This window comes from Paraburkholderia sp. CI3, assembly GCF_050436505.1.
GTDB classification, from domain to species: domain Bacteria; phylum Pseudomonadota; class Gammaproteobacteria; order Burkholderiales; family Burkholderiaceae; genus Paraburkholderia; species Paraburkholderia tuberum.
On record NZ_JBNDMI010000003.1, the window covers coordinates 2,704,490 to 2,729,604 of the forward strand.

At 66.2% G+C, this 25,115-nt stretch carries 23 protein-coding genes and 1 pseudogene; 12 read left to right on the forward strand and 12 right to left on the reverse strand.

Annotated features, from left to right (window positions below):
- Window positions 1-173 precede the first annotated feature (173 nt).
- From OKW29_RS21100 to OKW29_RS21130, 7 genes and pseudogenes are all read right to left on the reverse strand, one after another.
- On the reverse strand, window positions 174-899 hold the full coding sequence (locus OKW29_RS21100) for an alpha/beta fold hydrolase (protein ID WP_429292403.1): 726 nt from the start codon (window positions 897-899) through the stop codon (window positions 174-176).
- Window positions 900-1,042: 143 nt separating this feature from the next.
- Window positions 1,043-1,966 (reverse strand): LysR family transcriptional regulator, encoded by a 924-nt coding sequence (locus OKW29_RS21105; protein ID WP_429292404.1) that lies wholly within the window; start codon window positions 1,964-1,966, stop codon window positions 1,043-1,045.
- An 89-nt stretch (window positions 1,967-2,055) separates the two neighbouring features.
- The gene (locus OKW29_RS21110) at window positions 2,056-2,643 is read right to left on the reverse strand and encodes a nucleotidyltransferase family protein (RefSeq protein WP_184037185.1); all 588 of its coding nucleotides are present in this window, start codon (window positions 2,641-2,643) and stop codon (window positions 2,056-2,058) included.
- 131 nt (window positions 2,644-2,774) lie between these two features.
- Window positions 2,775-4,988: a xanthine dehydrogenase family protein molybdopterin-binding subunit gene (locus OKW29_RS21115; RefSeq protein WP_429292405.1), complete on the reverse strand. Its 2,214-nt coding sequence runs from the start codon at window positions 4,986-4,988 to the stop codon at window positions 2,775-2,777.
- Window positions 4,985-5,986 (reverse strand): FAD binding domain-containing protein, encoded by a 1,002-nt coding sequence (locus OKW29_RS21120; RefSeq protein ID WP_429292406.1) that lies wholly within the window; start codon window positions 5,984-5,986, stop codon window positions 4,985-4,987. The genes OKW29_RS21115 and OKW29_RS21120 overlap by 4 nt, the downstream gene beginning before the upstream one ends.
- A gap of 11 nt (window positions 5,987-5,997) precedes the next feature.
- Window positions 5,998-6,720 (reverse strand): (2Fe-2S)-binding protein, encoded by a 723-nt coding sequence (locus tag OKW29_RS21125; RefSeq protein ID WP_429292407.1) that lies wholly within the window; start codon window positions 6,718-6,720, stop codon window positions 5,998-6,000.
- 269 nt (window positions 6,721-6,989) lie between these two features.
- Window positions 6,990-7,076: pseudogene (locus OKW29_RS21130) on the reverse strand (formate hydrogenlyase); the annotation flags it as partial.
- Window positions 7,077-7,276: 200 nt separating this feature from the next.
- Here OKW29_RS21130 and xth point away from each other — a divergent pair.
- Window positions 7,277-8,086, forward strand: a complete 810-nt coding sequence (xth, locus tag OKW29_RS21135) for an exodeoxyribonuclease III (protein ID WP_429292408.1) — start codon at window positions 7,277-7,279, stop codon at window positions 8,084-8,086.
- 96 nt (window positions 8,087-8,182) lie between these two features.
- On the opposite strand, the gene OKW29_RS21140 is transcribed toward xth, so the two are convergent.
- Both OKW29_RS21140 and OKW29_RS21145 read right to left on the reverse strand, forming a co-directional pair.
- Complete coding sequence (locus OKW29_RS21140; protein ID WP_013091250.1) at window positions 8,183-8,449, reverse strand: CsbD family protein; 267 nt, start codon at window positions 8,447-8,449, stop codon at window positions 8,183-8,185.
- A gap of 181 nt (window positions 8,450-8,630) precedes the next feature.
- Window positions 8,631-9,314, reverse strand: coding sequence for a Pr6Pr family membrane protein (locus OKW29_RS21145; RefSeq protein ID WP_429292409.1), 684 nt, complete (start codon window positions 9,312-9,314; stop codon window positions 8,631-8,633).
- 283 nt (window positions 9,315-9,597) lie between these two features.
- Between OKW29_RS21145 and OKW29_RS21150 the strand changes: the two genes are divergently transcribed.
- Window positions 9,598-11,010, forward strand: a complete 1,413-nt coding sequence (locus tag OKW29_RS21150) for a DUF2252 domain-containing protein (RefSeq protein WP_429292410.1) — start codon at window positions 9,598-9,600, stop codon at window positions 11,008-11,010.
- Window positions 11,011-11,045: 35 nt separating this feature from the next.
- On the opposite strand, the gene OKW29_RS21155 is transcribed toward OKW29_RS21150, so the two are convergent.
- The gene (locus OKW29_RS21155) at window positions 11,046-11,879 is read right to left on the reverse strand and encodes a polysaccharide deacetylase family protein (protein WP_429292411.1); all 834 of its coding nucleotides are present in this window, start codon (window positions 11,877-11,879) and stop codon (window positions 11,046-11,048) included.
- A gap of 272 nt (window positions 11,880-12,151) precedes the next feature.
- Here OKW29_RS21155 and OKW29_RS21160 point away from each other — a divergent pair, with 272 nt between their 5' ends.
- The 6 genes from OKW29_RS21160 (at window position 12,152) to OKW29_RS21185 (ending at window position 17,146) form a co-directional block, all read left to right on the forward strand.
- Window positions 12,152-12,916, forward strand: a complete 765-nt coding sequence (locus OKW29_RS21160; RefSeq protein WP_429292412.1) for an SDR family oxidoreductase — start codon at window positions 12,152-12,154, stop codon at window positions 12,914-12,916.
- A 102-nt stretch (window positions 12,917-13,018) separates the two neighbouring features.
- Window positions 13,019-13,294, forward strand: coding sequence for an oxidoreductase-like domain-containing protein (locus OKW29_RS21165; RefSeq protein WP_090809369.1), 276 nt, complete (start codon window positions 13,019-13,021; stop codon window positions 13,292-13,294).
- A 29-nt stretch (window positions 13,295-13,323) separates the two neighbouring features.
- Window positions 13,324-14,193, forward strand: coding sequence for an NAD-dependent protein deacetylase (locus tag OKW29_RS21170; protein ID WP_429292413.1), 870 nt, complete (start codon window positions 13,324-13,326; stop codon window positions 14,191-14,193).
- A gap of 56 nt (window positions 14,194-14,249) precedes the next feature.
- Complete coding sequence (locus tag OKW29_RS21175) at window positions 14,250-14,858, forward strand: DUF938 domain-containing protein (RefSeq protein ID WP_184037128.1); 609 nt, start codon at window positions 14,250-14,252, stop codon at window positions 14,856-14,858.
- A gap of 267 nt (window positions 14,859-15,125) precedes the next feature.
- Window positions 15,126-16,535 carry an NADP-dependent phosphogluconate dehydrogenase gene (gndA, locus tag OKW29_RS21180; protein WP_184037125.1) on the forward strand — a complete coding sequence of 470 codons (1,410 nt, stop codon included), beginning with the start codon at window positions 15,126-15,128 and terminating at the stop codon, window positions 16,533-16,535.
- A gap of 275 nt (window positions 16,536-16,810) precedes the next feature.
- Complete coding sequence (locus OKW29_RS21185; protein ID WP_090809377.1) at window positions 16,811-17,146, forward strand: DUF4148 domain-containing protein; 336 nt, start codon at window positions 16,811-16,813, stop codon at window positions 17,144-17,146.
- A gap of 153 nt (window positions 17,147-17,299) precedes the next feature.
- Here the strand turns inward: OKW29_RS21185 and OKW29_RS21190 are convergent, their stop codons facing one another.
- The gene (locus OKW29_RS21190) at window positions 17,300-17,620 is read right to left on the reverse strand and encodes a hypothetical protein (RefSeq protein WP_184037119.1); all 321 of its coding nucleotides are present in this window, start codon (window positions 17,618-17,620) and stop codon (window positions 17,300-17,302) included.
- A 230-nt stretch (window positions 17,621-17,850) separates the two neighbouring features.
- Here OKW29_RS21190 and OKW29_RS21195 point away from each other — a divergent pair, with 230 nt between their 5' ends.
- The 3 genes from OKW29_RS21195 (at window position 17,851) to ltaE (ending at window position 20,308) form a co-directional block, all read left to right on the forward strand.
- Complete coding sequence (locus OKW29_RS21195; protein WP_429292414.1) at window positions 17,851-18,162, forward strand: cupin domain-containing protein; 312 nt, start codon at window positions 17,851-17,853, stop codon at window positions 18,160-18,162.
- A 149-nt stretch (window positions 18,163-18,311) separates the two neighbouring features.
- Window positions 18,312-19,115, forward strand: coding sequence for a peptidoglycan DD-metalloendopeptidase family protein (locus tag OKW29_RS21200; RefSeq protein WP_184037114.1), 804 nt, complete (start codon window positions 18,312-18,314; stop codon window positions 19,113-19,115).
- Window positions 19,116-19,300: 185 nt separating this feature from the next.
- A complete protein-coding gene (gene ltaE / locus OKW29_RS21205; RefSeq protein ID WP_429292415.1) occupies window positions 19,301-20,308 on the forward strand; it encodes a low-specificity L-threonine aldolase in 1,008 nt (335 codons plus the stop codon).
- A 141-nt stretch (window positions 20,309-20,449) separates the two neighbouring features.
- Here ltaE and OKW29_RS21210 read toward each other — a convergent pair whose 3' ends face one another.
- The gene (locus OKW29_RS21210; protein WP_184037324.1) at window positions 20,450-21,820 is read right to left on the reverse strand and encodes an MFS transporter; all 1,371 of its coding nucleotides are present in this window, start codon (window positions 21,818-21,820) and stop codon (window positions 20,450-20,452) included.
- Between the two features lie 777 nt (window positions 21,821-22,597).
- On the opposite strand from OKW29_RS21210, the gene OKW29_RS21215 reads away from it, so the two are divergent.
- Window positions 22,598-25,051, forward strand: coding sequence for a glycogen/starch/alpha-glucan phosphorylase (locus tag OKW29_RS21215; protein WP_187628453.1), 2,454 nt, complete (start codon window positions 22,598-22,600; stop codon window positions 25,049-25,051).
- Window positions 25,052-25,115 lie beyond the last annotated feature (64 nt).

Sequence of the window (25,115 nt, forward strand, 5' to 3'; positions counted from 1 at the left end):
CTTGCGCGCGAAACTTGCGGGGCGCAAAGCGCGTGCCTGAAAGACCGCGGATCGAACTTTCGATCCGTCCATCCAGTGACGGTCGTGGCTTTCCGGCTCGTCGCGCGCCGCCGGCAGGGGCCCTTGAAGCGCACGTTTTTTGTGTACTTCGCGAATTCTCCGAACACGAGTCCTTATAGCGACGCTCGCTCCAGAAACTTTCTGATCTCGAGAGAGTAGGCGCCTGGGTGCGAAAACCTGAACATGTGACCGGTGCGCGGCATGACGACTTCCTGCGAACCCTTGATGCCGTTCAGCAGGACCCCCGCGGCTTCTTTGCCGATCAGCTTGTCTTCCTCGGGAGTCAGGATCAGCGTGGGGACGTCGATCCTCTTCAGCAAGGCCGTATAGTCCGTCTTCTCGATCGAGCGGATGCGATTGACGTAGGCCTTATGCGACGTCTCCCTGATGAAGAAGTCGCGGCTCTTTCTGGTTGACCAGGGTATCTCTCCCTCCGCGTCAAACGACGAAGCCAACTGCGCTGCGTGGAATGAAAGAGTTAGCTGTCGATAAAAGGGCCCGGGGAAGAACGGTGCAAGCGCCGCCAGCGTCTTGAGCAAGGGCGAAGCGATCGGGCTCCTGGCAAAACCACCAGAGAGCACGAGGCCTTTCAGGCCCTTCGGCTGCCGCGTCGCAACCGCGATCGAGCAGACCGCGCCATACGAATCGCCAACCAACACATAGCTATCGAGGTCCTTCACCTGGTCAGCGATGAAGTCAGCCAACGTTTCCAGCTCGCACACGTCGTCCGGCAAACGAAGTGTACGCATCGGGCGACCCTGCAAGCAGGTCAACTGGTTGAGCTGCCACGGAGCTCCTGCGAAGCAAGGGATCATGACCAGGGTGGGGTCTGTTCTCATGGGGTACTCCGAGCGGTTGAATAATCGACAACCGAACTCTATGTGGCCCGAGGTATTCGATCCAATGGCATTTACACAGCATGTCGATGCACGAGATTCATGGCCTCCATGTCGCTGCAACCGCGGCAAGCCCCTGCCGATGTTCAGTGGGCGATCATCATGTTGGTAATCCACTGAACGGCGGGTTCGTTGGCGCGCCCTCGGGCTCGAATCACAAGCACCTCCCAGCTCGGTAACGCCAGGGGGAGCTCGAAAAGACTCAGTTGCGCGGGATCCTGCATCCGGAGTGCGACCCGCTCGGCGATAACCGCAATCGATTGCGAAGCGCCGACCATGAAAGGAGCAGCCAGAAAGCTTGGGCAGGTCGCGCTCACCTTGCGGGTACGACCGACGGCCTCCAGCGCATCGTCGACAGCGCCTCGCGTATCGCCGCGCGGCGAGACCAGAATGTGCGGCAGCCGAGCGAAGTCATCCAGTTCCATGTGCAGCTTCTTGCCTCGCTTGACCAGAGCCGGGTGCCCCTTGCGCGCAATGCCGACGAAACGCTCCTTGTGGACAAGCTGGCAATCGAAACGCTGCGGGATCTGGGCAAAGGAGCCGGACCCGAGCACGATGTCGAGATCGCCGGCGTCCAACATGCGCAGCGCGGATTCGCTATCGGCCGGCCTGAGCCTCAGCACGACACCCGGCGCAGCGGCCTGGACCCTGGCCAGAACCGGGGCGATGACGGTCAATATGGCGTGATCAGTGGCCGCCACCGAGAGCATCGCTTGCACGCGAGCTGGATCGAACGGGCCACGTGGACTGGCGACGAGCCTGACCGACTCGAGCACCGCCGCCACTCGCGGCATTAATTCGATGGCCAGCGGCGTCGGCTCGATCCCGCGGGGGTGACGAATGAACAGCTGATCAGCAAAGGCAGTACGCAGCCTCGATAAGGCGTGGCTGGTGGCGGACTGGGACAAATGCAGTCGTTCGGCGGCGCGGCCGACGTGCCTTTCGGTCCAAAGTGCCTCAAGTACAACTAGCAGGTTGAGATCGAAACGCGTCAAATCCAGGGGCTTCATGCCGTATCAGTGTTCCTTTCCTTGTCCGGCAAGATTCTCGATGTCGACCGGCTGCGGGCAGCCAGTCTCGGCGAGGCTGATGTTGGCGGCTAGAGCGTGCGCAAATCGTCCGGCGTGTCGACGTCGCGCAGAATGCCGGGATCGTCGACGTCGATGCGCGTCAGCGCGTGTGACCTGAGCAGTGCTTTCGCGCCGGTGTCGCCGTCCAGCGCGAGTAGCGCGTCGCGATGCTCGCTGCCGAAGCCGACCGGATGGCCGCGCTGGCCGTCGTAGAACGGCGCGACGAGCGGCGCGCCGTTGTCGAGCGCGCGGGCTACCGCTTCGATCGTCGGAACCGCAATGCGCGGCATATCGGCGAGCGCGACGATCCAGCCCTCGGCGTCGTCGCTCGCTTCGATACCGGCGGCGAGGCTCGCGCCCATGCCGCGCTCGGCGCTCGCCGCAAACACGACATCACAGCCGGCATCGTTCAGCGCGCGGGCGAGCGCGTCGGAGCCCGGCCGCACGACAGCGAGCACCCGCGTCACGACCCGCAGCAGCCGATGCGCGGCTTCATGCGCAACCGGCTTGCCGTCGGGCATACGTGCGAGCAGTTTGTTGTGCAGCCCGTGCGGATCGAAGCGCGAGCCGAGACCGGCGGCGAGCAACACACCAGTGGCGAGCGAGGCGTAGGCCATCGGCGGATACCGGTAGACAGGAATGCCCCCGATTGTGCGATGCAACGGGGCGCGAAGCAAGCGACAAGGCACGCCCGATGCAAGCCGGCCGCCGCTTTCGCTTTCACTCCAATTCCGGCACTGCCGCCGGTTCAGGTCCGCACCACCTTGTCCAGCGTGATCGGCAGATCGCGCACCCGCACGCCGGTCGCGTTGTACACCGCGTTCGCGATCGCGGCCACCACGGCCGTGATGCCGATCTCGCCGATACCGCGCACGCCGAGCGAGTTGATATATGGATCGGGCCGGTCGATGAAGGTGATGTCGAGCGTGCCGATATCGGCATTCACCGGCACGTGATACTCGGCGAGGTTCGCGTTCGTGAAGCGTCCGAAGCGCGCATCGAGCGTGCTTTCCTCCTGCAGCGCCGCGCCGATGCCCCATACGATGCCGCCCATCATCTGGCTGCGCGCGGTCTTCTGGTTCAGCACGCGGCCGACGTCGTACACCGCGACCACGCGCGGCACGCGGATCGTGCCGAGCTCGGCATCGACGTGGACCTCGACGAACACCGCGCCGAACGAGTGGAACGAGTACTTCTGCTTCTCGTCGCCGGGCTTCACGGTCGCGCTCGCCTCGATCGGCTTGCCGCCCGCGCGCGCGATGATCGCCGCGGCCGGATCGCGCTTGCCCGGTTGCGAGCGGCTCACGACCCAGCCGCTTGCGACGGTGACGTCATCGAGCGGCAGGCCATGCACGGGCGACGCCGCATCGGCAAGCGCCAGCGCGATCAGCTGGCTGCGCGCCTGGCTCGCCGCGTCGCGCACCGCAGGCGATACGCTCGCCGCCGACTGCGAACCGCCCGAGCCCGGCGCGCGCGGCAGCGACGAATCGCCGAGCGCGAAGCGGATCTGCTCGGGCGCGAAGCCGAGCGCATCGGCGGCGACCTGGGTCATCACCGTGTAGGTGCCGGTGCCGATGTCCTGCGTGCCCGATGCGACCACCGCGGTGCCGTCCGGCAGAATCTGCGCAAGCGCCGACGCCTCGCTGCGGTTGGCCGGATAGGTTGCGGTCGCCATGCCCATGCCGATCAGCGTGTTGCCGTCGCGTCTCGAACGTGGCGCGTGCGGGCGGCGCGACCAGCCGAACTTCTCGGCGCCGATCTGATAGCACTCGCGCAGCGACTTGCCCGACCACGGCTTGTGCTCCTGCGGATCGCTGTCAGCGTAGTTCTTCAGGCGCAGCGCGAGCGGGTCCATCTTCAGCGCGACGGCGAGTTCGTCCATCGCCGATTCGAGCGCGAACGAGCCGGTGGTTTCTCCGGGTGCGCGCATGAAGGTCGGCGTGCCGACATTGAGTTGCACGAGCCGGTGCGTCGTTATCTGGTTGGGCACCGCGTACAGCATGCGCGTGACCATGCAGCAGGTCTCGGTCCAGTCTTCGATCATCGACGTGTTCGAGATGCTGTCGTGACGCATCGCGCTCAGCGTGCCGTCATGCCGCGCGGCGATCACGAAGTGCTGCTCGGTGCGCGGCCGCGCGCCGACCGGGCCGAACATCTGCGGGCGTTCGAGCGCGAGCCGCACGGGCCGCCCGGTTTGCCGCGCGGCCATCACGCACAGCGACACGTGCGACCACGACGAGCCCTTGCAGCCGAAGCCGCCGCCGATCAGCGGCGAGATCACGCGCACGTCGGACACAGGGATGGCGAACGTCTTCGCGAGCACCTGCGCAGCGCCGCTCACGCCCTGCGTCGAGTCGTAGACCGTCAACTGCGGGCCGTCCCACTGCGCCATCGTCGCGTGGGGCTCCATCGGGTTGTGGTGCTCGATCGGCGTCGTATAGGTCGCTTCGATATGCACGTCGCCGCTTTGCATGCCGTCCTCGAAGCTGCCGCGCTGCGTGTCGGTCTGGCGGCCCTGCGGCTTGTCCGGCGCATGCGCGTGCGCCTTCGCCTGCTCGAAGTCGAGCGCCGCGGCGCCCGGCTGATAGGCGATGCGGAGTTGGCGAGCGGCATCGGCCGCATGTTCGAGCGTATCGGCGACGACCACCGCGACCGGCTCGTTGCTGTAGTGCACTTCGTTATCCTGCAGAAGCGACAGATGCCGGCCGGCCGGCGGCGCGAGCGCGGGCCGGCCGCCATTCGGCAGGCGCGGCGCGTTCTGGTAGGTCATCACGAGCAGCACGCCGGGCACGGCCTCGGCGCGGCTCGCATCGATCGACGCGATCGTGCCGCCCGCGATCGTGCTCGTCACGAGCACCGCATGCGCGAGGCGCGCCCCGGGGAATTCGGCTGCATAACGCGCGTCGCCGGTCACCTTCAGCAGTCCGTCGACGCGATCGAGCGGTTGTCCGATCAGATTCATGCGATACCTCCCGCGTTGCCGGCTGCCTGATTGACCGCACGCACGATCGCGCGCTGCGCGAGCTGCACCTTGAAGGCGTTGTCGTGGCGCGGCTGCGCGCCGCTCAACGCGGCCGCGGCGGCGTTCTTCAGCGTGGCCTGGCTGAGCGGCTGGCCGCTCAGCATCTGCTCGGCCACGTTCGCGCGCCATGGTTTGTGCGCGACGCCGCCGAGCGCGATGCGCGCGCTCTGAACACGCTCGCCGTCCATCTGCAACGCGGCCGCGACCGATACGAGCGCGAACGCGTAGCTCGCGCGGTCACGCACCTTCAGATAGTGCGAATGCGCGCTGAAGAGCGGCGGCGGCAGATCGACCGCGGTGATCAGCTCACCGGGCTGCAAGGTGGTATCGACATCGGGCCGGTCGCCCGGCAGCCGATGGAAATCGGCGAACGCGATCGTGCGCTCGCCGCTGGGGCCGCTCACGCGCACCAGCGCATCGAGCGCGGCCAGCGCGACGCTCATATCCGACGGGTTGACCGCAATGCATTGCGGGCTCGCGCCGAGGATCGCATGCGCGCGGTTATGGCCGTCGAGCGCCGCGCAGCCGCTGCCGGGTAGGCGCTTGTTGCACTGCGTGAACGCGGTGTCGTAGAAGTAGCCGCAGCGGGTGCGTTGCAGCAGATTGCCGCCGACGGTCGCCATGTTGCGCAACTGCGCCGACGCGCCTGCGAGCAGCGCTTGCGACAGCAGCGGGTACTGCTCGCGCACCAGCGCGTGATTGGCCGCCTCGCTGTTGCGCACCAGCGCGCCGATGCGGATGCCGCCGCCGGCCAGCGTCGTCACCGAGTCGAGGCCGCCGATGTGCGTGATATCGATGAGCCGCACCGGCCGCGCGACGCCGCCCTTCATCAAATCGAGCAGATTCGTGCCGCCGCCGATGAATACCGCGCCCGGCTGTTGCGCGGCGCGCACCGCGCTGGCGACGTCGCCGGCGCGTTCGTAGGAGATCGCATCCATGTCGGTCTCCGTCAGGCGTTGTCGTGCGCGGCGCGGACCGCGGCGACAATGTTCACGTACGCCCCGCAGCGGCAGATGTTGCCGCTCATGCGTTCGCGGATTTCGTCGTCGGTGAGCGCGGCGGGACGCGCGCGCACGTCGGCGGTCACGGTGCTCGCTGTGCCGTTGCGGAATTCGCCGAGCAGGGCGGTCGCCGAGCACAACTGCCCGGGCGTACAGTAGCCGCACTGGAACGCATCGTGTTCGATGAACGCGGCCTGCACCGGACTCAACGCGCCGTTGCTCGCGAGTCCTTCGACGGTCGTGATGTTCTCGCCTTCGTGCATGACCGCGAGCGTCAGACACGAGTTGATGCGGCGGCCGTCGACGAGCACCGTGCAGGCGCCGCATTGACCGCGGTCGCAGCCTTTCTTCGTGCCCATCAGACCCGCGTATTCGCGCAACGCGTCGAGCAGCGTCACGCGCGATTCGAGCTGCAGCGTGTACGCGCGGCCGTTGACGGTCAACGTGACGGGGCGCGGCGGCACCACGGGGTTGCTTCGCGGCGCGGGTGAGGCGGGCGCCGGCGCTTGCGTTTGCGCGCGCAGATGCGGCGCCGCACCGATCGTCGCGGCGGCCGCCGCCGATTGCAGGAAGCGACGTCGTGACGGTTGGGAAGGCGTGGTGGTGGGCTCGGCGGTGGACTCTGATGCGGGGGCGTCCCCGCAATGCTGACATTCTGTAGGCATGGTCATGACGATCTGTTGACTCCACTGAAAGGTCAATGCAGGCCGACGACGCGTCGATGTCCAACGCATCGCGTTGAAACAAAACTATTGCGGAGCAATTTGAATGCCGTTGCAGCTAACACGGTATTAAAAACTCGCTGCAAGCGCAAAGCCGATCTGCGCAATAAAGGCAGGCCAATATGCGCAATGACCGCGATGGAGCCCGGCTGGAGCCGCGCAAACACGGGCAAAAGTTGCACGTTGCAACGGGGAAAATGCGAAATCGACCTCCGGGCTCAACGCGCCCGGCAGGCTGCGAGCATGCCTCGCAGCAAATCGATCGGCGGCGGCGGACATCCGGGGATCGTCAGACTTACGGGTAGCTTCACCGCAGATGTCGACAGGTTTGAACTGGACGGAATGTCCGCTTTGCGGGTGATAAATTTGGAACTGGCCAACCGGGCCAAAATGGAGTCGGTGCTATGAGCAAAACCGATCGGGGATAACACCCTGATTGCCGCGCGCGTTCGAGGGCGACCGAGTATCGCGACGTCGCGGAGCAATAGGCGAGGGAGGGATGATCATGGCGAAGCTGCGCATTGCGACGTTCAACATCAACGGTATCCGCTCGCGGCAGGCCGCGCTATTGCAATGGCTCGAACGCGAGGCGCCGGACGTCGTCTGCCTGCAGGAACTGAAGGCGGTGGATAGCGCATTTCCAGTCGACGGATTGCGCGACGCCGGTTATGGCGCCGTGTGGCAAGGCCAGAGCGCATGGAACGGTGTGGCGATTCTGGCCAAAGGTGACGCACCGCTCGAACGTCGGCGCGGTCTGCCCGGTTTCGAAGACGACACGCATAGCCGTTACATCGAGGCCGCGGTCGGCGGCGTGCTGATCGTGTGTTTGTACCTGCCGAACGGCAATCCGCAGCCCGGCCCCAAGTTCGACTACAAGCTCGCGTGGTTCGATCATCTGATCGCGCATGCGGCGCAGCTCTACCAGAGCGGCCACCCGGTCGTGATTGCTGGGGACTTCAACGTCGTGCCGACCGACGAAGACATCTACAACCCGCGCTCGTGGCTAAAGGACGCGCTGCTGCAGCCGGAGAGCCGCGAGCGTTATCGCAGGCTGCTCGCGCAAGGCTGGACCGATGCGCTGCGCACGCATTTCGGCGACGAACGCGTGTACACGTTCTGGGATTATTTCCGCCGTCATTGGGATACGAATTCGGGGCTGCGCATCGATCATCTGCTGCTGAGCGCCGACCTCGCGCCGCGCCTGCGCGATGCGGGCGTCGACCGTTGGGTGCGCGGCGAACCGCATGCCAGCGACCACGCGCCGACGTGGATCGAACTGGAAATGGGCGCCGGCCGCAAGAAGAAGAGCGGCTAGTGAAGCGGCGGGCGATCCGCTTGCGGCGGATCGCCCGCTTTGGCGCGACTGCTGCGCCCTGTTGATCGGCGCCTATGATCCGGCGCCGTGCCTGCTTCAGTCGTAGTCGCGACCGCCGCGCGACCACAGCGCGCCCATCACGAACCCGGCGAGAGCAACCACGGCCAGCGTCGTGAACGGGTTTTCGGCCGTCGTATCGCGCACGAGGCTCGTCGTATTCGCGCATAACTGCTGCGCCTTGCCGCTCAATTCGCGCGCCTTGCCCGCCACCTGCGCGCTGGTGTCGCCGACGGCATCGCCGACCGCGCTTTGCACCTTGCCCGCGACTTCCTTTACCGCGCCTGCCGCTGAATTCGTATCCATATGCATCGCTCCTGTTGTCATATTTACGTGCGGGCCCGCTGCAATTGCAACGCGCTCGCACAAGGGCGCCGCGCAAGCCGTGCCAGTGCGGCGTGAGCCTGCGTCAGTGACGAAAGGCGCGCAAGAAGTGCGCCCGGCGACGGGACGCCATGCATCCGGCCAAACGGGACGTGCTCGAACATCATCGTCGACGCCCGAAATTGATGCCGACGAACACGGCCAGCAGCATCAGAAAACCGCCGAACAGCAGCGCGGCATTGACGAGCACCTGGCGCAGCCCGAGCGTTTCGACGTCGATGAACGGATACGGATAAAAATCCGACAGGCTGCCGCGCCAGAACGTGATGCCGAGATAGGCGAGCGGATAGACGAGCCACAGCGGAGCGTGGCGCAACCGCAGATGAAAACGCGGCACGAACAGCACCCAGTAGAGCGCGGCGAGCATCGGCAGCACGCTGTGCAGCGACTCGTTGAGCAGGCGCCGGTACGGCGACAGCGGCCACAGTCCGCGCAACAGCAGGTTGTACGCCATGCCGACGAACACGATGTACGCGACCACCGCGGTCACGACCGTGGGCTGCCGGAAAAAGCGCACGAGCGGCGAGCGATGCTTCCACAGCAGGATGCAGGTGAAGCAGAGCGCACTGGCGAGCACCGTCAGATTGGTCAGGTAGCTGCTCATGCGCGCGAGCGCGTCGAACACGGTGAGCCCGCGCGCGAGCGAGCGATCGATCGTGAGGTCGGCTTGCGCGAGGATCGCCATCCACGCGATCAGCGCAATGACCGCCGCCAACGTCAGCGACGACACACTGGGCGTATGCAGCGGCAGCTCGGGCTCGCGCTGCGGAGCGAGGGTAGGGCGCATGCGCTCGATTCTACGCGCGGTGCGCGCGCGGCTGCATGGGCTTTCGCGCCCACGCGAGCCGGCGTTGGAAAAATACTACGGCGTACTACGCGAGCTACTGGCTGGCTGTAAAGCCGGTTGCAAGCTCGCCGCCACGGCTGCAAGCGCCGCGCTCACTGGCGGCGATTCATCGTGTGTTTCGACCCGTTATGATCGCGGCTGCAGCCCTCGATGTTAAGGACGCCGTGCGCGGCAAGCAGTCTCTGTCAGCGCCGGCTCAAGACTCGCAAAACGGAGAGAAAGCATGAAAGCCAGCACCATTGCCGAACGGGAAGCGCGCGGCCGCGCCGCGCGCGAGCATTCGAAACGCTCGAGTCACCGGGCGGTCGGCGAGTTGCACCGCGATCCGATCGAGCTGCTGAAACAGAGCAGCGCGGAGCGCGTCGAGAATCTGGTGCCGCTGCGCTATGGGCGCATGGCTGCCTCGCCGTTCTCGTTTTTTCGAGGCAGCGCGATTCTGCAGGCGCACGATCTGAGCAAGGTGCACGACACCGGCCTCACCATGCCGATCTGCGGCGACGGCCATCTAATGAATTTCGGCGGCTTCGCAACGCCCGAGCGGCAACTGGTCTTCGACCTGAGCGACTTCGATGAAGTCTCGATCGGCCCGTTCGAATGGGACCTGAAACGCCTGTGCGCGAGCCTCGTCGTGGCCGCGCGCCAGATGCGCCTGAGCCGCGGCACCGCCGAGAGTCTAGTGATGACGGCGGTCGGCTCGTATCGCGATCGTGTCGCGCAATACGCGCAGTTCGGCGCGCTCGACCTGTGGTACGACCGCATCACGTTCGACCGCATGGCCGAGATCGCACTGACGCCCGAGCGCCGGCGCGCGGTGCGGCGCGGCATGGAGAAGGCCGCGAGCCGCACGCATGAGAGCCTGCTCGAAAAAATGGCCTCGTTCGACGGCAATCGTTGGACCATCCACGATGCGCCGCCCGCGCTGTTTCACGTGCACGGTGCGAACACGTTGTTGACGGCCGAGGAAACCGAAACCTACCGGACCGGCAACGTCGACAAGATGGTCGAGCAAGTGTGGGACGAGTACCGCAAGACGATGTCGCGCGATCGGCGCGAACTGCTGGATCAGTTCACGAGGCACGACGTCGTATTCAAGGCGGTCGGCGTCGGCAGCGTCGGCACGCGTTGTCTGGTCGTGCTGCTCGTCGATCACATGGGCAAGCCGTTGTTCCTGCAATTGAAGCAGGCGCGGCCGTCGGTCATCGCGCAGTTCTACAAGTCGCCGGCGGCCAAGCATCAGGGCGAGCGCGTCGTGCAAGGACAGCGGCTGCTGCAGGCCGCGAGCGACGTCTTCCTCGGCTGGGGGACCGGGCCGCTCGGGCGGCATTTCTATTTCCGCCAGCTGCGCGACATGAAGCTGTCCGCGAATATCGAGCTGTTCGACAGCGATCTGCTCGACGGCTATGCGCGGCTATGCGGCTGGATCATGGCGCGCGCGCATGCGAAGGCGAGCGGCCAGGCGATCGAGATCAGCGCGTACATCGGCCGCGGCGATCAGTTCGGCGAAGCGCTGAGCGGCTACGCGAGCGCCTACGCGGATCAGGTCGAGCGCGACTACGACGTGTTCATCAAAGCGTGCCGCGACGGCAAGCTCGAAGCGCGCACCGACGAGGACATGGCGGCGGATTTCCGTGTGTAGCGCTGCGTGCACGTGGTGTCACTTCACGCGCACCGTCACGCATCGGCGCGCGCTTCGCGCAGCGTGACGAAACGCAGATGGCGCTGGCGTGCCGCCTCGATCACGCTCGGCAGCACCGCGAGAATCAGCGGCTGGCCTTCGATCGTCAGCGCGGCGTTGCCATCGTGCAGCAACAGGATGTCGCGCGCGGCGAGACCATCGAGCAGCCGCCGCGCAACCACGTGAGGGTCACGCTCGCGCGTATCGTAGCCGCGCCGTGTCCAGGCCGCGAGACGCAGGTCGAGCTTGCGCAGCACCGGCTCCAGGAAGAGGTTGCGCAGGCCGGCGGGCGCGCGGAAAAACATCGGCCGCGCGCCGCTGACGGTTTCGAGCGTGCGTTGCGCGGCGGCGATCTCGCGCGTCAACGCGCGCGGAAACGTGACCGAAAACGTATGCACGTGCACCTGCGAGTGATTTTCGAGCCCATGCCCACGCGCGACGATCTCGCGCGCGAGTTGCGGATAACGCTCCACCTTCGCGCCGATGCAGAAGAACGTCGCGCGCACGTCGAACGCGTCGAGCAGATCGAGCACTTGCGGCGTGACGACGGGATCGGGACCGTCGTCGATGGTCAGCGCGATTGCATCCGCGTTGCGCGGGTTCGCGGGCAGGCGGGTCCAGTTGGGCCCGAGCAGGGTGGTGCGCGGCAATAGTCCGGCGATCGTGAACAGCGCGTGATTCGCGACGATCGCGGCGAGCCACCATGGCCACGCGGCCGGTGCGACAGCCACGCCGATCAGCACGATCACGTGCCAGCCGATCGTGCCGTTCAGCAGTGCGGAGTTGCGGCTACGCGGCCAGCGGCGCGGCGGGTTCGGGCATTCATTCATCGAACGTGCTTCCAGTACGCCTTCCTCCGTCCCGGGAAGGCCGTGAATCTTGCGCGATGCGCAACCGCGAACGATACCACTGTTGCGCTCGTCCACGAGCCGCGTTCGGCGCCCACGTACCCCGGTGAAAGCGCCGTGAAAGACGTCGCGCGGTTTGCGATCGCCGATTCGCTGTTGTATGGTGCGGGGCGAAAAGACGCGCGTGTCGATGGCGATCGGACCGATCGCCGCAACAAGCTCGCGTCGCTACCCAATCCAACAGGAGATGCGTGATGTCGGAAACAGGAAACGGAAAAGTGGCGCTGGTGACGGGCGCGGGCAGCGGCATCGGCCGCGCGTGCGCACTGACGCTCGCGCAGCACGGCTATAGCGTGGTGCTCGCCGGCCGCCGCCAGGCCGCGCTCGATGCGGTCGCGCAGGAAGCGCGGGCGCTGCGCGGCGACGCGCTCGCGGTATCGTGCGACGTAACCGACGCCGACAGCGTCGCCGCGCTTTTCGACACGATCCGCGCGCGCTTCGGCCGGCTCGACCTGCTGTTCAACAACGCGGGACGCAACGGCTCGCCCGTCGATCTCGACGAAGTGAGCATCGACGAATGGCGTTCCATCGTCGATACCAATCTGAACGGCGTGTTCCTGTGCACGCGCGCGGCGTTCGGCCTGATGAAGACGCAGAATCCGCGCGGTGGCCGCATCATCAACAACGGCTCGATCTCCGCGCATGCGCCGCGTCCGAACAGCGCCGCGTACACGGCGACCAAGCACGCGATTACCGGACTCACGAAGGCGGTGTCGCTCGACGGCCGCAAATACGACATCGTGTGCGGTCAGATCGACATCGGCAACGCAGGGACCGAGATGGCCGCGCGAATGGCGCGCGGCGTGCCGCAAGCGAACGGCGAGATCGCGGTCGAGCCGCTGATGGACGTGCAGCACGTCGCCGACGCGGTGCTGCATATGGCGAGCCTGCCGCTGTCGGCGAACGTGCAGTTCATGACGATCATGGCGAGCAAGATGCCATTCGTCGGGCGCGGCTGAGCGGCGCGCAGCACCGGCTCACAACGCCGGGGCGGGGAGCGGGGCGCGCGCGTTCAACTTATACTGGGCGCTCCGCCATTTTTCCACGCAAAGCAAGCCGCCGTGCCCCGCGCCACACCCAGCGACGACCCGCCGCCGCAGCCGCCCGTGCGGCCCGATCTCGACGACTGCTGTCATAGCGGTTGCACGCAGTGTGTGTTCGATCTCTACGATGAAGCGCTGGAGCGCTACGAGCTCGCGCTGGCTGCGTGGCACAAGCGGCAGGCGCAGAAGGCGCGGCCAGCGCGGCGACCGGACACGCAGGGCGCGAAGTCGAAACCGCAAGCCGACGCGCGTCGCTCGACACCCACGCGCGGCAAACCGAGCCCTCGCCGCTGATTCGCGCGCGATCGTCCACCGTCTCCGTTATGACCGACCTTCAGCTCACGCCGACCGAATCTCTCACCGATCCGCACACGCTCGACGATCTGCATCGCTTCGTGCGGCGTCATCCGCGCCTGTTCGTGCTGACCGGCGCGGGCATCAGCACTGACTCCGGCATCCCCGGCTACCGGGACGACAACGGCGCATGGAAGCGCTCGCCGCCGATCACGCTGCAGGAGTTCCTTGGCACGCCGGCGATGCGTCAGCGCTACTGGGCGCGCAGCATGGTCGGCTGGCCGCTCGTCGCGCGCGCGCAGCCGAATGCCGCGCATGTCGCGCTCGCGCGGCTCGAAGCGGCCGGTCACGTGCCGACGCTGGTCACGCAGAACGTCGACGGCTTGCATCAGCGCGCGGGCAGCCGCGACGTGATCGAACTGCATGGCGGCATCGACGGCGTCAGTTGTCTCGACTGCGGCATGCAGCACTCGCGCGCGGCGATCCAGCAGACGCTCGAAGCCGACAACCCCGCTCTGCTCGACGTCACGGCCGAAGCCGCCGCCGATGGCGACGCGCATCTCGAGTGGCACGATCTCGGCGGTTTTCGCGTACCGGCATGCGCGAACTGCGGCGGGTTGCTGAAGCCGTCGGTGGTGTTCTTCGGCGAGAACGTGCCGAAGGCGCGCGTCGAAGCGGCGTCGCATGCGCTCGATGCGGCCGACGCCGTGCTCGTGGCCGGCTCGTCGCTGATGGTGTATTCCGGCTACCGCTTCTGCGTGTGGGCGCAGCGCCAGGGCAAGCCGATCGCGGCGATCAACCTCGGCCGCACGCGCGCCGATCCGCTGCTGTTGCTGAAGGTGGCCGCGCCGTGCGGCGATACCTTGAGCGCGCTCGCCGGTCTGCTGGCTGGCGATTGAGAATGAGTAGATCCCGTGGATCACCGTCAAAACCTGAGGAACACCCAGAGCCGACCATGACCGACTCCCGGCAACATTCGCCATCCGCCGAACGCAATCGCGAACCGATCCTCGCCGTGCTGCGCGAGGCGCTGCCGGCGAGCGGCCGCGTGCTCGAAATCGCGAGCGGCACCGGTGAGCACGCGATCTGCTTCGCCGGCGCGCTGCCCGGTCTCGACTGGCAGCCGAGCGATGCCGATGAGGAGGCGCGCGAGTCGATTGCGGCGTGGACCGCGCACGCGGGGCTCGCGAACGTGCGCGCGCCGCTCGCGCTCGACGTGCATCAGCCGGACTGGGGCGTCGATGCGCTCGACGCCGTCGTCTGCATCAACATGATCCACATCTCGCCGTGGAGCGCGGCGCAGGCACTTTTCGACGGCGCGGGGCGGCGCCTCGTCGACGGCGGCGTGCTCTATCTATACGGTCCTTACCGGCGCGGCGGCGCGCACACGGCGCCGAGCAACGCAGCGTTCGATCAATGGTTGAAGAGCCGCGATCCCGAATGGGGCGTGCGCGATATGGAAGCGGTCGTCGCGCTCGGCGACACGGCGGGGCTCACCTGCGAACGGGTGGTCGCGATGCCCGCGAACAACTTCAGCCTGGTGTTCACGAAACGAGCAGGGTAGCGGGTGCACCGACGGGCCGCGCATTCGTCCACGCCTTGCGCCAAACCTCGGTCCGATACCAAACCGAACCCGCCGCGCAAACGCCGACGCGCGCACAATACCTGTCGTCACGCGAAAACATGAGCACGACAGGAGCACGAGCAACTGGCGTGCTTGCCCCCTCCCAAGCGGCAAGCGCGCATTTCTTTTATCCTTTCACCCTCGACGCCGCGCCGCCGTTCTCATGGCGCGGCGCCACGACATTTTTTTGGACTCTGGAGAATTCAAATGGGCAAACAGGCAATCGGCGTGGTGGGGCTGGCGGTCATGGGCCGCAATCTGGCGCTCAACATCGAGAGCCGCGGCCACGCGGTGTCGGTCTACAACCGTAGCCGCGCGAAAACCGACGAACTCATCGCCGAATTTCCGGACCGCAAACTGGTGCCGGCTTTCACGCTGGAAGAGTTCGTCGACTCGCTCGAAAAGCCGCGCCGCATTCTGATGATGGTCAAGGCCGGCGAGCCGACCGACGCGACCATTGCCTCGCTCAAGCCGCTGCTCGAAAAAGGCGACATCCTGATCGACGGCGGCAACACGCCTTTCACCGACACGATCCGCCGCAACCAGGAACTCGCGAAGGCCGGTCTGCATTTCATCGGCACCGGCGTCTCGGGCGGCGAGGAAGGCGCGCTGAAAGGCCCGTCGATCATGCCGGGCGGCCCGCGCGACGCGTACGACCTCGTCGCGCCGATCCTCACCGAGATCGCCGCGAAGGCGCCGGACGGCGAGCCCTGCGTCGCGTACATGGGACCGGACGGCGCGGGCCACTTCGTGAAGATGGTGCACAACGGCATCGAGTACGGCGACATGCAACTGATCGCCGAAAGCTACGCGGTGTTGAAGCAGGTCGTCGGATTGTCGAACGAGGAACTCGGCAAGGTCTACACCGAGTGGAACCAGGGCGAGCTCGACAGCTATCTGATCGAAATCACGTCGAAGATCTTCGGCAAGAAGGACGACGAAACCGGCAAGGACCTCGTCGACGTGATTCTCGACCGTGCCGCGCAGAAGGGCACCGGCAAGTGGACCAGCCAGAACGCGCTCGACCTCGGCGCGCCGTTGCCGCTGATCACCGAGGCGGTGTTCGCGCGCGTGCTGTCGTCGCTGAAGACGCAGCGCGTGGCCGCGAGCAAGGTGCTGGAAGGTCCGCAGGCGAGGCCGCTCGAAGGCGCGAAGGACGCGTTCATCGAATCGGTGCGCCGCGCGTTGTACTTCAGCAAGGTGATCTCGTACGCGCAGGGCTTCGCGCAGTTGCGCGCCGCGTCGGAAGAGTACAACTGGGATCTCGACTACGGGACGATCGCGAAGATTTTCCGCGCGGGCTGCATCATCCGCGCGCGCTTCCTGCAGAAGATCACCGACGCCTATTCGAAGGACAAGGCGCTCGCGAACCTGCTGCTCGACCCGTACTTCCGCGACATCGCGAAGAACTACCAGGCGGCGCTGCGCGAAGTCGTGGTGGCCGCGGTCAACGCGGGTGTGCCGGTGCCGGCATTCGCGTCGGCAATCGCGTATTTCGACGCCTACCGCTCGGAGCGTCTGCCCGCGAACCTCGTGCAAGCGCAGCGCGACTTCTTCGGCGCGCATACGTTCGAACGCATCGACAAGCCGGGCAGCTTCCACGCGCAGTGGAGCTGAGCGGTTGAAAAAACGGCCCGGCGCGCCATGGTGACAGGGCGCGCCGGGCCGTTGCTCCGTTTGGATCAGCAAGGAAACGCCGCATTATTACCAAATGTCTCGCGGGTTAAACGCGGACTTAAAGAATGCCAAATGATTATTGCGACGGCAGCAATAGAGTTTCAGTGATTTAAGGGTTTGCCCTAGATCGAGACACCTCTAAACTTGTTTTCAATCGCTGAGGGATAAGCAGAAACCCGAGGCGCACCACACAACAAGTCCTTTGGAGGTTAATCATGAAGACCCTGATTTCCGCAGTTGCCATCGCCGCCGCCCTCGTTGTTCCGGTCGCGTCGTTCGCTCAAGCGAGTCAGCCGGTGACCCGTGCTCAGGTTCGCGCTGAACTGATTCAACTCGAAAAGGCCGGCTACAACCCGAGCGCCAGCGACGTGAACTACCCGGCCGACATCCAGGCAGCGCAAGCACGCGTCGATGCGCAACGCGGCACGGCCATCGCGGCCAACCCCGCAGACACCAGCGGCTACGGCGCTCCGGCCGCCGGCACGTCGCAAGCTGGCCATGCTGTCATTCCGGCGAAGGCCAACCGTGACTCGGTGTACTTCGGCAACTGATCGCAGTAGCAGTCCGCAGATGTAGTGGGTAGTTGTAGTGCACTGTAGACGCCGCTTCGTGGAATAGCGCGAACGCGGCGGGCAAGAAAAAACGCCATCCAGTTCGATCGGATGGCGTTTTGTCGTTTACGGCGCCGTGCTGCGACGTTCCCGTCAATGCAGCGTTCGCTGCCGCCGGCCGATGTCATCGAACAGCGCGCGGCTCGGCTCCAGCGCGAGCAGCCACGATTCGTCGTAGTCGCTCAGGTTGTCGAGCGCCTCGCGCAGCCGTTCGAGCGCCACCGCAGGCAGCTCGACGCTCGCCTCGACCCCGCTCGACAGTCCCGCGATGCTCGCCAGTTGCACGAGTGCATCGGCGGCCTCGGCGACGTCGGCGGCGAAGATCAGATGCGTGTTCAGCAGTTCGACGAGGCCGGCAGACGCCGCCACATCGTCGACGTTGAGTTGCACGGCCAGAAAGGTGGCTTTGTTCATCCTCGATTCCTCCCAGAATCCCAACATTGTCGTGAGCTGCTCCGCGCGGCTTGACTGAGTATAGGCGATGGTCGATCGCCTGCAATGATCGGACGGAACGACCGTGGCGGCTTGCTCGCCCAGACGCGCGGGCCACGCGACCTATAATAGGGCCAGCCGCGCGAGCGCCGACGCCGTAGGCGCACGGCGCCGTCCGCCGGGCTTGCGCGCTTGCCAATTGCTCATCGACCATGAAGATCATCCGCAGCAGAAGCTTCACCGCGTCGCGTGCCTGGGGCGCGCTCGACATCGCGAACATGAACGGCGTCACCACGCGTCTGCATTGGACCGACCAGCCGTACAAGTGGCACGTGAACGACGGCGAGGAGGTATTCGCCGTGCTCGACGGCCGCGTCGAAATGCGCTATCGCGAAGACGGCGTCGAACGCACGACAGTGCTCGAAACCGGCGACGTGTTCCATGCGTCGGTCGGCATCGAGCATGTCGCGCATCCGCTCGGCGCGGCACGCGTGCTCGTCGTCGAAAAGCAGGGCAGCGTCTGAAGAACACGGCAGTTTGACGGCGCGCGTGTGGCGGTCGCGCACGATATCCAGGCGCCAGCGGACAGCCGCGACCGTGTGCAAGCGTGACGGCACGGCAATTGCTACGGCGTCGATTGAATTGGATTGAGACACACGTCGAGGAAAATCAGATGACACAACAATGGCAACCGACGGCGATCCGCCTGCTGATGGCGGCGGCGCTCGGCGTGGCGATCGCCGGCTGCACGACGATGCCGTGGGAAAGCACGCCGTTCTACAGCAACGCGCCGTCGAGCACGACCAGCCTCGCGACCGTCCCGGTGCCCGCCGGCTACTATCGCGTCAATCCGGGCGATACGCTGTCCGGCATCGCTTCGGCCTATGGACGAAGGCCGCAGGAAATCGCGGCCTGGAACGGCTTGCCGGTCAACGCGGCGGTCGCGCCCGGCCAGGTGCTGCGCGTTTCACCGCCAATGGCCTCGGGCAGCGTGGTCACGCCGCCGGTCGCGGTGGCGCCGGGTGCGCCAGCCGCGCCGGGCGCAACGGCGAACGTGCCGCCGGGCGCCGTACCCGGTGCGCCGGCCCCTGCCGCCGTGCCACAGCAGGGCGTGCTGCAATGGCCATTGCGCGGACCGATCCTGCGCGCGTTCGCGCCGGGCAAATCCAACGGCATCGTGATCGGCGGCCAACCCGGTGATCCGGTCAAGGCCGCGGCGACCGGCCGCGTGGTTTACGCGGGCACCGGCATCGAAGCCTACGGCCCGCTCATCATCATCAAGCACAACGATTCGCTGATCACCGCGTACGGCCAGAACAGCCAGCTACTCGTCAAGGAAGGCGATGCGGTGGCGCAAGGGCAGACGATCGGCGAGGTCGGTGTCGATAGCCGCGGCGTCGCGTCGATCCAGTTCGAAGTGCGCGAGAACGGCCAGCCGGTCGATCCGCTCCAGTGGTTGCCGAAGCCTGGCGGCTGAGCTTCCCGTCGCGACTGTTGGCGCATCGCAGCCGGATCGGCGCGCTTCTCGGGGATGCGCCGATTTTCAGCGTCGTCTGAATTGAATACACTGTATGGCTCGTTTGCCGGCGCGCGCGTTCCTTCCGGAATGCACGGGCGGCCGGTTGCCGTAGGCTGTCATTCATGGACGCACAGGGACACACAATGATCGATTTGCGCAGCGATACCGTTACCCGTCCGACTCCGCCGATGCTCGCGGCGATGTCGGCGGCCGAAGTCGGCGACGACGTCTGGGGCGACGACCCCACCGTCCTGCGTCTGCAGGCAACGCTGGCCGAGCGCACCGGCAAGGAAGCGGGGCTGTTCTTCCCGAGCGGCACGCAAAGCAACCTCGCCGCGTTGATGGCGCACTGCGCGCGCGGCGACGAATACATCGTCGGCCAGCTCGCGCACACCTACAAATACGAGGGCGGCGGCGCGGCCGTGCTCGGCAGCATCCAGCCCCAACCGCTCGAAAACGCCGCCGACGGCTCGATCCCACTCGACAAAATCGCCGCCGCAATCAAGCCGATCGACGATCACTTCGCGCGCACACGGCTGCTCGCGCTGGAAAACACGATCGGCGGCAAGGTGCTGCCGGCGCAGTACGTCGCCGATGCGACGCAGCTCGCGCGCGAGCGCGGCCTCGCGACCCACCTCGACGGCGCGCGCGTGTTCAACGCCGCGGTCGCGTCGGGCAAGCCGGTCGCGGCGCTGGCCGAGCCGTTCGATTCGGTGTCGATCTGTTTTTCGAAGGGACTGGGCGCGCCGGTCGGCTCGGTGCTGGTCGGCGGCCGCGCGCTGATCGACGTCGCGCATCGCTGGCGCAAGGTGCTCGGCGGCGGCATGCGCCAGGCTGGCGTGCTCGCGGCGGCGTGCCTGTACGCGCTCGATCACAACGTCGAGCGGCTCGCCGACGACCACGCAAATGCCGCGCATCTGGCGGCGGGGCTGGAGACGATCGAGCAGGTGAAGGTGCAGTCGGTCGCGACGAACATGGTGTTCGCGCAGTTTCCGCAGCAGCATTGCGCGCCGCTCGAGGCGTGGCTCAAGGAGCGCGGCATCCTCACGCAGATGCTGTATGCGTCGCGCTTCGTCACGCACATGGACGTGTCGCGCGACGATATCGACACGTTCATTGCCGCGGTGAAGGGGTATTTCGCGGCACGTTGATCGCGCCGCATGGGTCGGAAGCGAGGCGGCTCGCGTGGTTGCCGCCTCGTCTTCCCGCACTGGCTCCAACTCGTGCGCGCTCGTTCGAGGCGCGCTTCATTCAGGCTTCATCCCCGCCTCACGCGCCGTCCGGCGCATATCTCACTTGACCGCCGCCTTCGCCTGCACGCCCGCGCGATGCGACGGCGCGAGCAGCCGCAAGCCGCTCGCCAGGCTCGCCGCGGCGGCGAAGAACGCGCCGAGGCCGAGCGCGAGCGTCGGCCCATGCTGGCGGCCGGCAATGCCGAAGCACAGCGCGACCAGCGCCGCGCCGGTCGCCTGTCCGAGCAGCCGCGCGGTCGCCACGATGCCGCTCGCGCCGCCGCTGCGCTCCGGCGGCGCGCTCGCCATCAGCGCCTTCAGGTTCGGCGACTGGAAAAAGCCGAAACCCGCGCCGCAGATCGCCATACGGATGCCGATGTCGAGCACGTGCGGATGGGCGGGCAGCATCGCCAGCGAGGCCATCCCCGCCGACAGCACCGCGAGCCCGATCGCGCCGAGCAGCCCCGGCGGGTAGCGGTCCGACAGGCCGCCCGCGAGCGGCGCGGCGAGCGCGACCACGACGGGCCACGGCGTCATCAGGAAGCCGGTTTCGACCTGGCTGCGCAGCAGCACGTCCTCGAAATAGAACGGCAGCGACACGAACGCGAGGCCCTGCGCGGCGAACGAGCACACGGCCGTCACCGCCGACAGCGCGAACACCGGCCGCTTGAACAGATCGACAGGCAGCATCGGCGCGGGGTGGCCCGCCTCGCGGCGGATCAGCAGCAGCCCGAACACGCCGGCGAGCGCCGCGGCGCTGAGCACGATCTGCAGCGACGCGCGTTGCGCCGCCTCGCCGAGTGCGAAGATCAGCGCGGCGAACGTGACCACGTTGAGCAGCGCCGCCACCGGATCGAGCGGGTGCCGGCTCTGCGCGGTATGCGGCAGCGCCGGCATCGCGAAGCTCAGCGCGAGTACACCGAGCGGCACGTTGACCGCGAACAGCCACGGCCAGGTCGCGACCGACAGAATCAACGACGCCACCGTCGGCCCGACCGCGAACGACACGCCGACGATCAGCGCATTGGTGCCAAGCCCGCGACCGAGCCGATGCGGCGGATACAGATAGCGGATCAGCGCGGTGTTGACGCTCATGATCGCGCTGGCGCCCAAGCCCTGCACGATGCGCGCGGCGGCGAGCAGCGGCAGCGTCGGCGCCATCGCGCAGCCGAGCGAGCTCAGCGTGAACAGCGCGATGCCGCCGATATAGATGCGCCGATGCCCGACGATATCGCCGAGCGCGGCGAGCGGCAGCAGCGTCGCGACCATCGCGAGCTGATATGCGTTGATGATCCAGACCGAGGCGGCCGGCGCCGCGTGCAGATCGCCGGCGATCGCGGGCAGTGCGGTGTTGGCGATCGCGGTATCGAGCGTGGCGAGCGCGACGGCGAGCATGATCGCGGCCATCGCGCGGCGGTTGGCGGCCGACATCGGGCCGTCGGCGGGGAGAGTCGGCGTGGGGACGCCGACGGCGGGGCTGAGCTTATCGGACAAGGCGTGGCTCGCGGGGTTGGGCATGCCGGTGTCGGTCGCTTCCGGAGAGGCGACGCGCTCGGGCGGCGGTTTCGTCGTGGGTGAGGCGCGCGCTGTCGGTCCACGGGGGATCGGCGTGGCGGCTTGTGCGGCGCAACGTCGCGATTGTTGCAGAGACGGCACGATCGTGCAGGGAGGCGGGCAGGGACCGGGAGGCGGCTAGAAGATGAGGCGCTATGATCTCAATGAAACGCAACTAACCGCCAATCCGGCCCACCATCTCCGAATCGGTACACGCCCCGTGTCAAATCCAACACGAATACGACAGAACCGCCCGGCAGAACGGGCCGCCCGATTCGATCACAAAATCAGGCTATTCGGGGCTTCATCCGCTCGTCACGCATCGGAAAAATAATCGATGTGCGGCTCGCAGATGCTTCGGGCGTTTGCCTTCCCCAACCCGCTTTCGTGACCCGACTCACGCGCGCCGACGCCCACCCCGAGTGCCGCTGCCACGCGGTTTGCACCGCGTCGGGGCGCCCGCCGCGGCTCGGTCGCGTGGCAGCGGGCGAGTTCGCCGGGCACGCCGTATGCGCCACCGTCCGCTCGCGCGCCAGTATGCGCGATCCCTAAAATGTCCTACTCTGTTTTTTTAAACCGCTCCGACAGGCACGCGCCTCCCGTCCGTCTCCCGTGCGGTTCGCGTCTGCCATGTCGAACTTCCCGGAGGCTTCGATGACAGCCGTCGATCTGGAATTCGACCAGCTCAACAGTACCGTCGACGCGCTACGGCGCTCAATTTCGAATCGCATGATGTACGGCGTCGGCAAGGACGCTGTCACCGCTCACCCGCACGACTGGCTGCACGCGGCCGCGCTGGCCGTGCGCGACCGGCTTGTCGCACGCTGGATGAAGACTACCCGCCTGCAATACGAGCAGGACGTGAAGCGGGTCTACTACCTGTCGATGGAGTTTCTGATCGGCAGGACCTTTACCAACGCGCTACTCGCGCTCGGCATTCACGATCAGATGAAGGAGGCGCTCGCGAGCCTCGGCGTCGACATGGACGCGCTGATCGATCTCGAACCCGACGCAGCGCTCGGCAACGGCGGTCTCGGCCGGCTCGCGGCGTGCTTTCTCGACTCGATGGCGACGCTCGGCATTCCGGGCTTCGGCTACGGCATCCGTTACCAGTACGGCATGTTCCGTCAGGAAATCGTCAACGGCGAGCAGGTCGAGGCGCCCGACTATTGGCTGCGCGCCGGCAACCCATGGGAATTTCCGCGACCCGAAATCAAGTACATGGTGCACTTCGGTGGCCGCACCGTGCAGCGCGGCGACAAGACCGAATGGATCGACACCGAGCATGTGAACGCGACCGCGTACGACACCGTGATCCCCGGCTACGCGACCGACGCGACCAACACGCTGCGCCTATGGTCCGCGCGCGCGACCGAGGAACTCGACCTCGGCGCGTTCAACCGCGGCGACTACCGCAACGCGGTCGACACCAAGAACATGTCGGAGAACGTGTCGCGGCTGCTCTATCCGGACGATTCGACGCCGGCCGGCCGCGAATTGCGGCTGCGCCAGGAGTACTTCTTCGTGTCGGCGACGATGCAGGATCTGATCCGCCGCTATCAGCGCACGCACAGCACGTTCGGACGCTTCTCGGAGAAGGTCGCGGTGCATCTGAACGACACGCACCCGGTGCTCGCGATTCCCGAGCTGATGCGCCTGCTCGTCGACGAGCATCATGTGCCGTGGGACAAGGCGTGGAAACACTTGACGCAGATCTTCTCGTACACGAATCACACGCTGATGCCCGAGGCGCTCGAAACATGGGATGTCGAAATGTTGTCACGCCTGCTGCCGCGGCATCTCGAGATCATCTTCGAAATCAACGCGCAGTTTCTAAAGCACGTCAGCGAGCACTCGGGCCACGACGCCGAGATGATCCGCCGCATTTCGCTCGTCGATGAATATGGGCAGCGGCGCGTGCGCATGGCGTATCTGGCGATCGTCGCGAGTCACAAGGTGAACGGCGTGTCGAAGCTGCATTCGCAGCTGATGACGCGCGACATCTTCGCCGACTTCGCGCGCATCTATCCGGACCGCTTCACCAACGTGACCAACGGCATCACGCCGCGCCGCTGGCTCGCGCAGGCGAGTCCGTCGCTGTCGTCGCTGATCGACGCGCGCATCGGCACACACTGGCGCAGCAATCTGTTCGAGCTCGAGCAGCTGCGTAATCTGCGCAAGGACGACGAGTTCGTCGAAGCGTTCCGCGAGGCCAAACGACAGAGCAAGCTGCGGCTCGTGCACCGGCTCGCACATCACACGAAGCTGCACTTCGATCCGGACGCGCTGTTCGATCTGCAGGTCAAGCGCATTCACGAATATAAGCGCCAGTTGCTGAACTTGCTGCACGTGATCGTACGCTACAACGAGATTCGCGCGAATCCGGAGCGCGACTGGGTGCCGCGCGTCGTGCTGTTCGCGGGCAAAGCCGCGTCCGCGTACCGGATGGCCAAGACGATCATCAAGCTGATCGGCGACGTCAGCGAGAAGGTCAATCATGATCCGCTGATCGGCGACAGGCTGAAGGTCGTGTTCGTGCCGAACTACGGCGTCAGCGTGGCCGAGCTGATCATTCCGGCGGCCGATCTGTCGGAGCAGATCTCGATGGCCGGCACCGAGGCGTCGGGCACCGGCAACATGAAGCTCGCGCTCAATGGCGCATTGACGATCGGCACGATGGACGGCGCGAACATCGAGATCTGCGACGCGGTGGGGCGCGAGAACATCTTCATCTTCGGTCACTCCGCCGACGAGGTGGACGACCTGCGCGCAAGCGGCTATCGGCCGCGGCAGATTTACGAGGAAAACGAAGCGCTGCGCACCGCGCTCGATCAGATTCGCACGGGCTTCTTTTCGCCGGACGACCCGCTGCGCTTCTCGGATATCTTTCACACCCTGGTCGACTGGGGCGATCACTATATGGTGCTCGCCGATTTCGACGCGTTCGCGAAGGCGCAGAACGAAGTGGATGCGCGTTTCGTCGACAAGCACGCGTGGGCCGAAAGCGCGATCGAGAACGTCGCGGGGATGGGGCAGTTCTCGTCGGATCGAACGATCGGCGAGTATGCGCGCAATATCTGGCGCGTGAGTCCGCTCAGTCTCGACTGAGCGCGAGATGACGGCAACGTAGTCGTTGCTTGCGGGCAAGCAGATCGAAAGCCGTGCGAGGCTG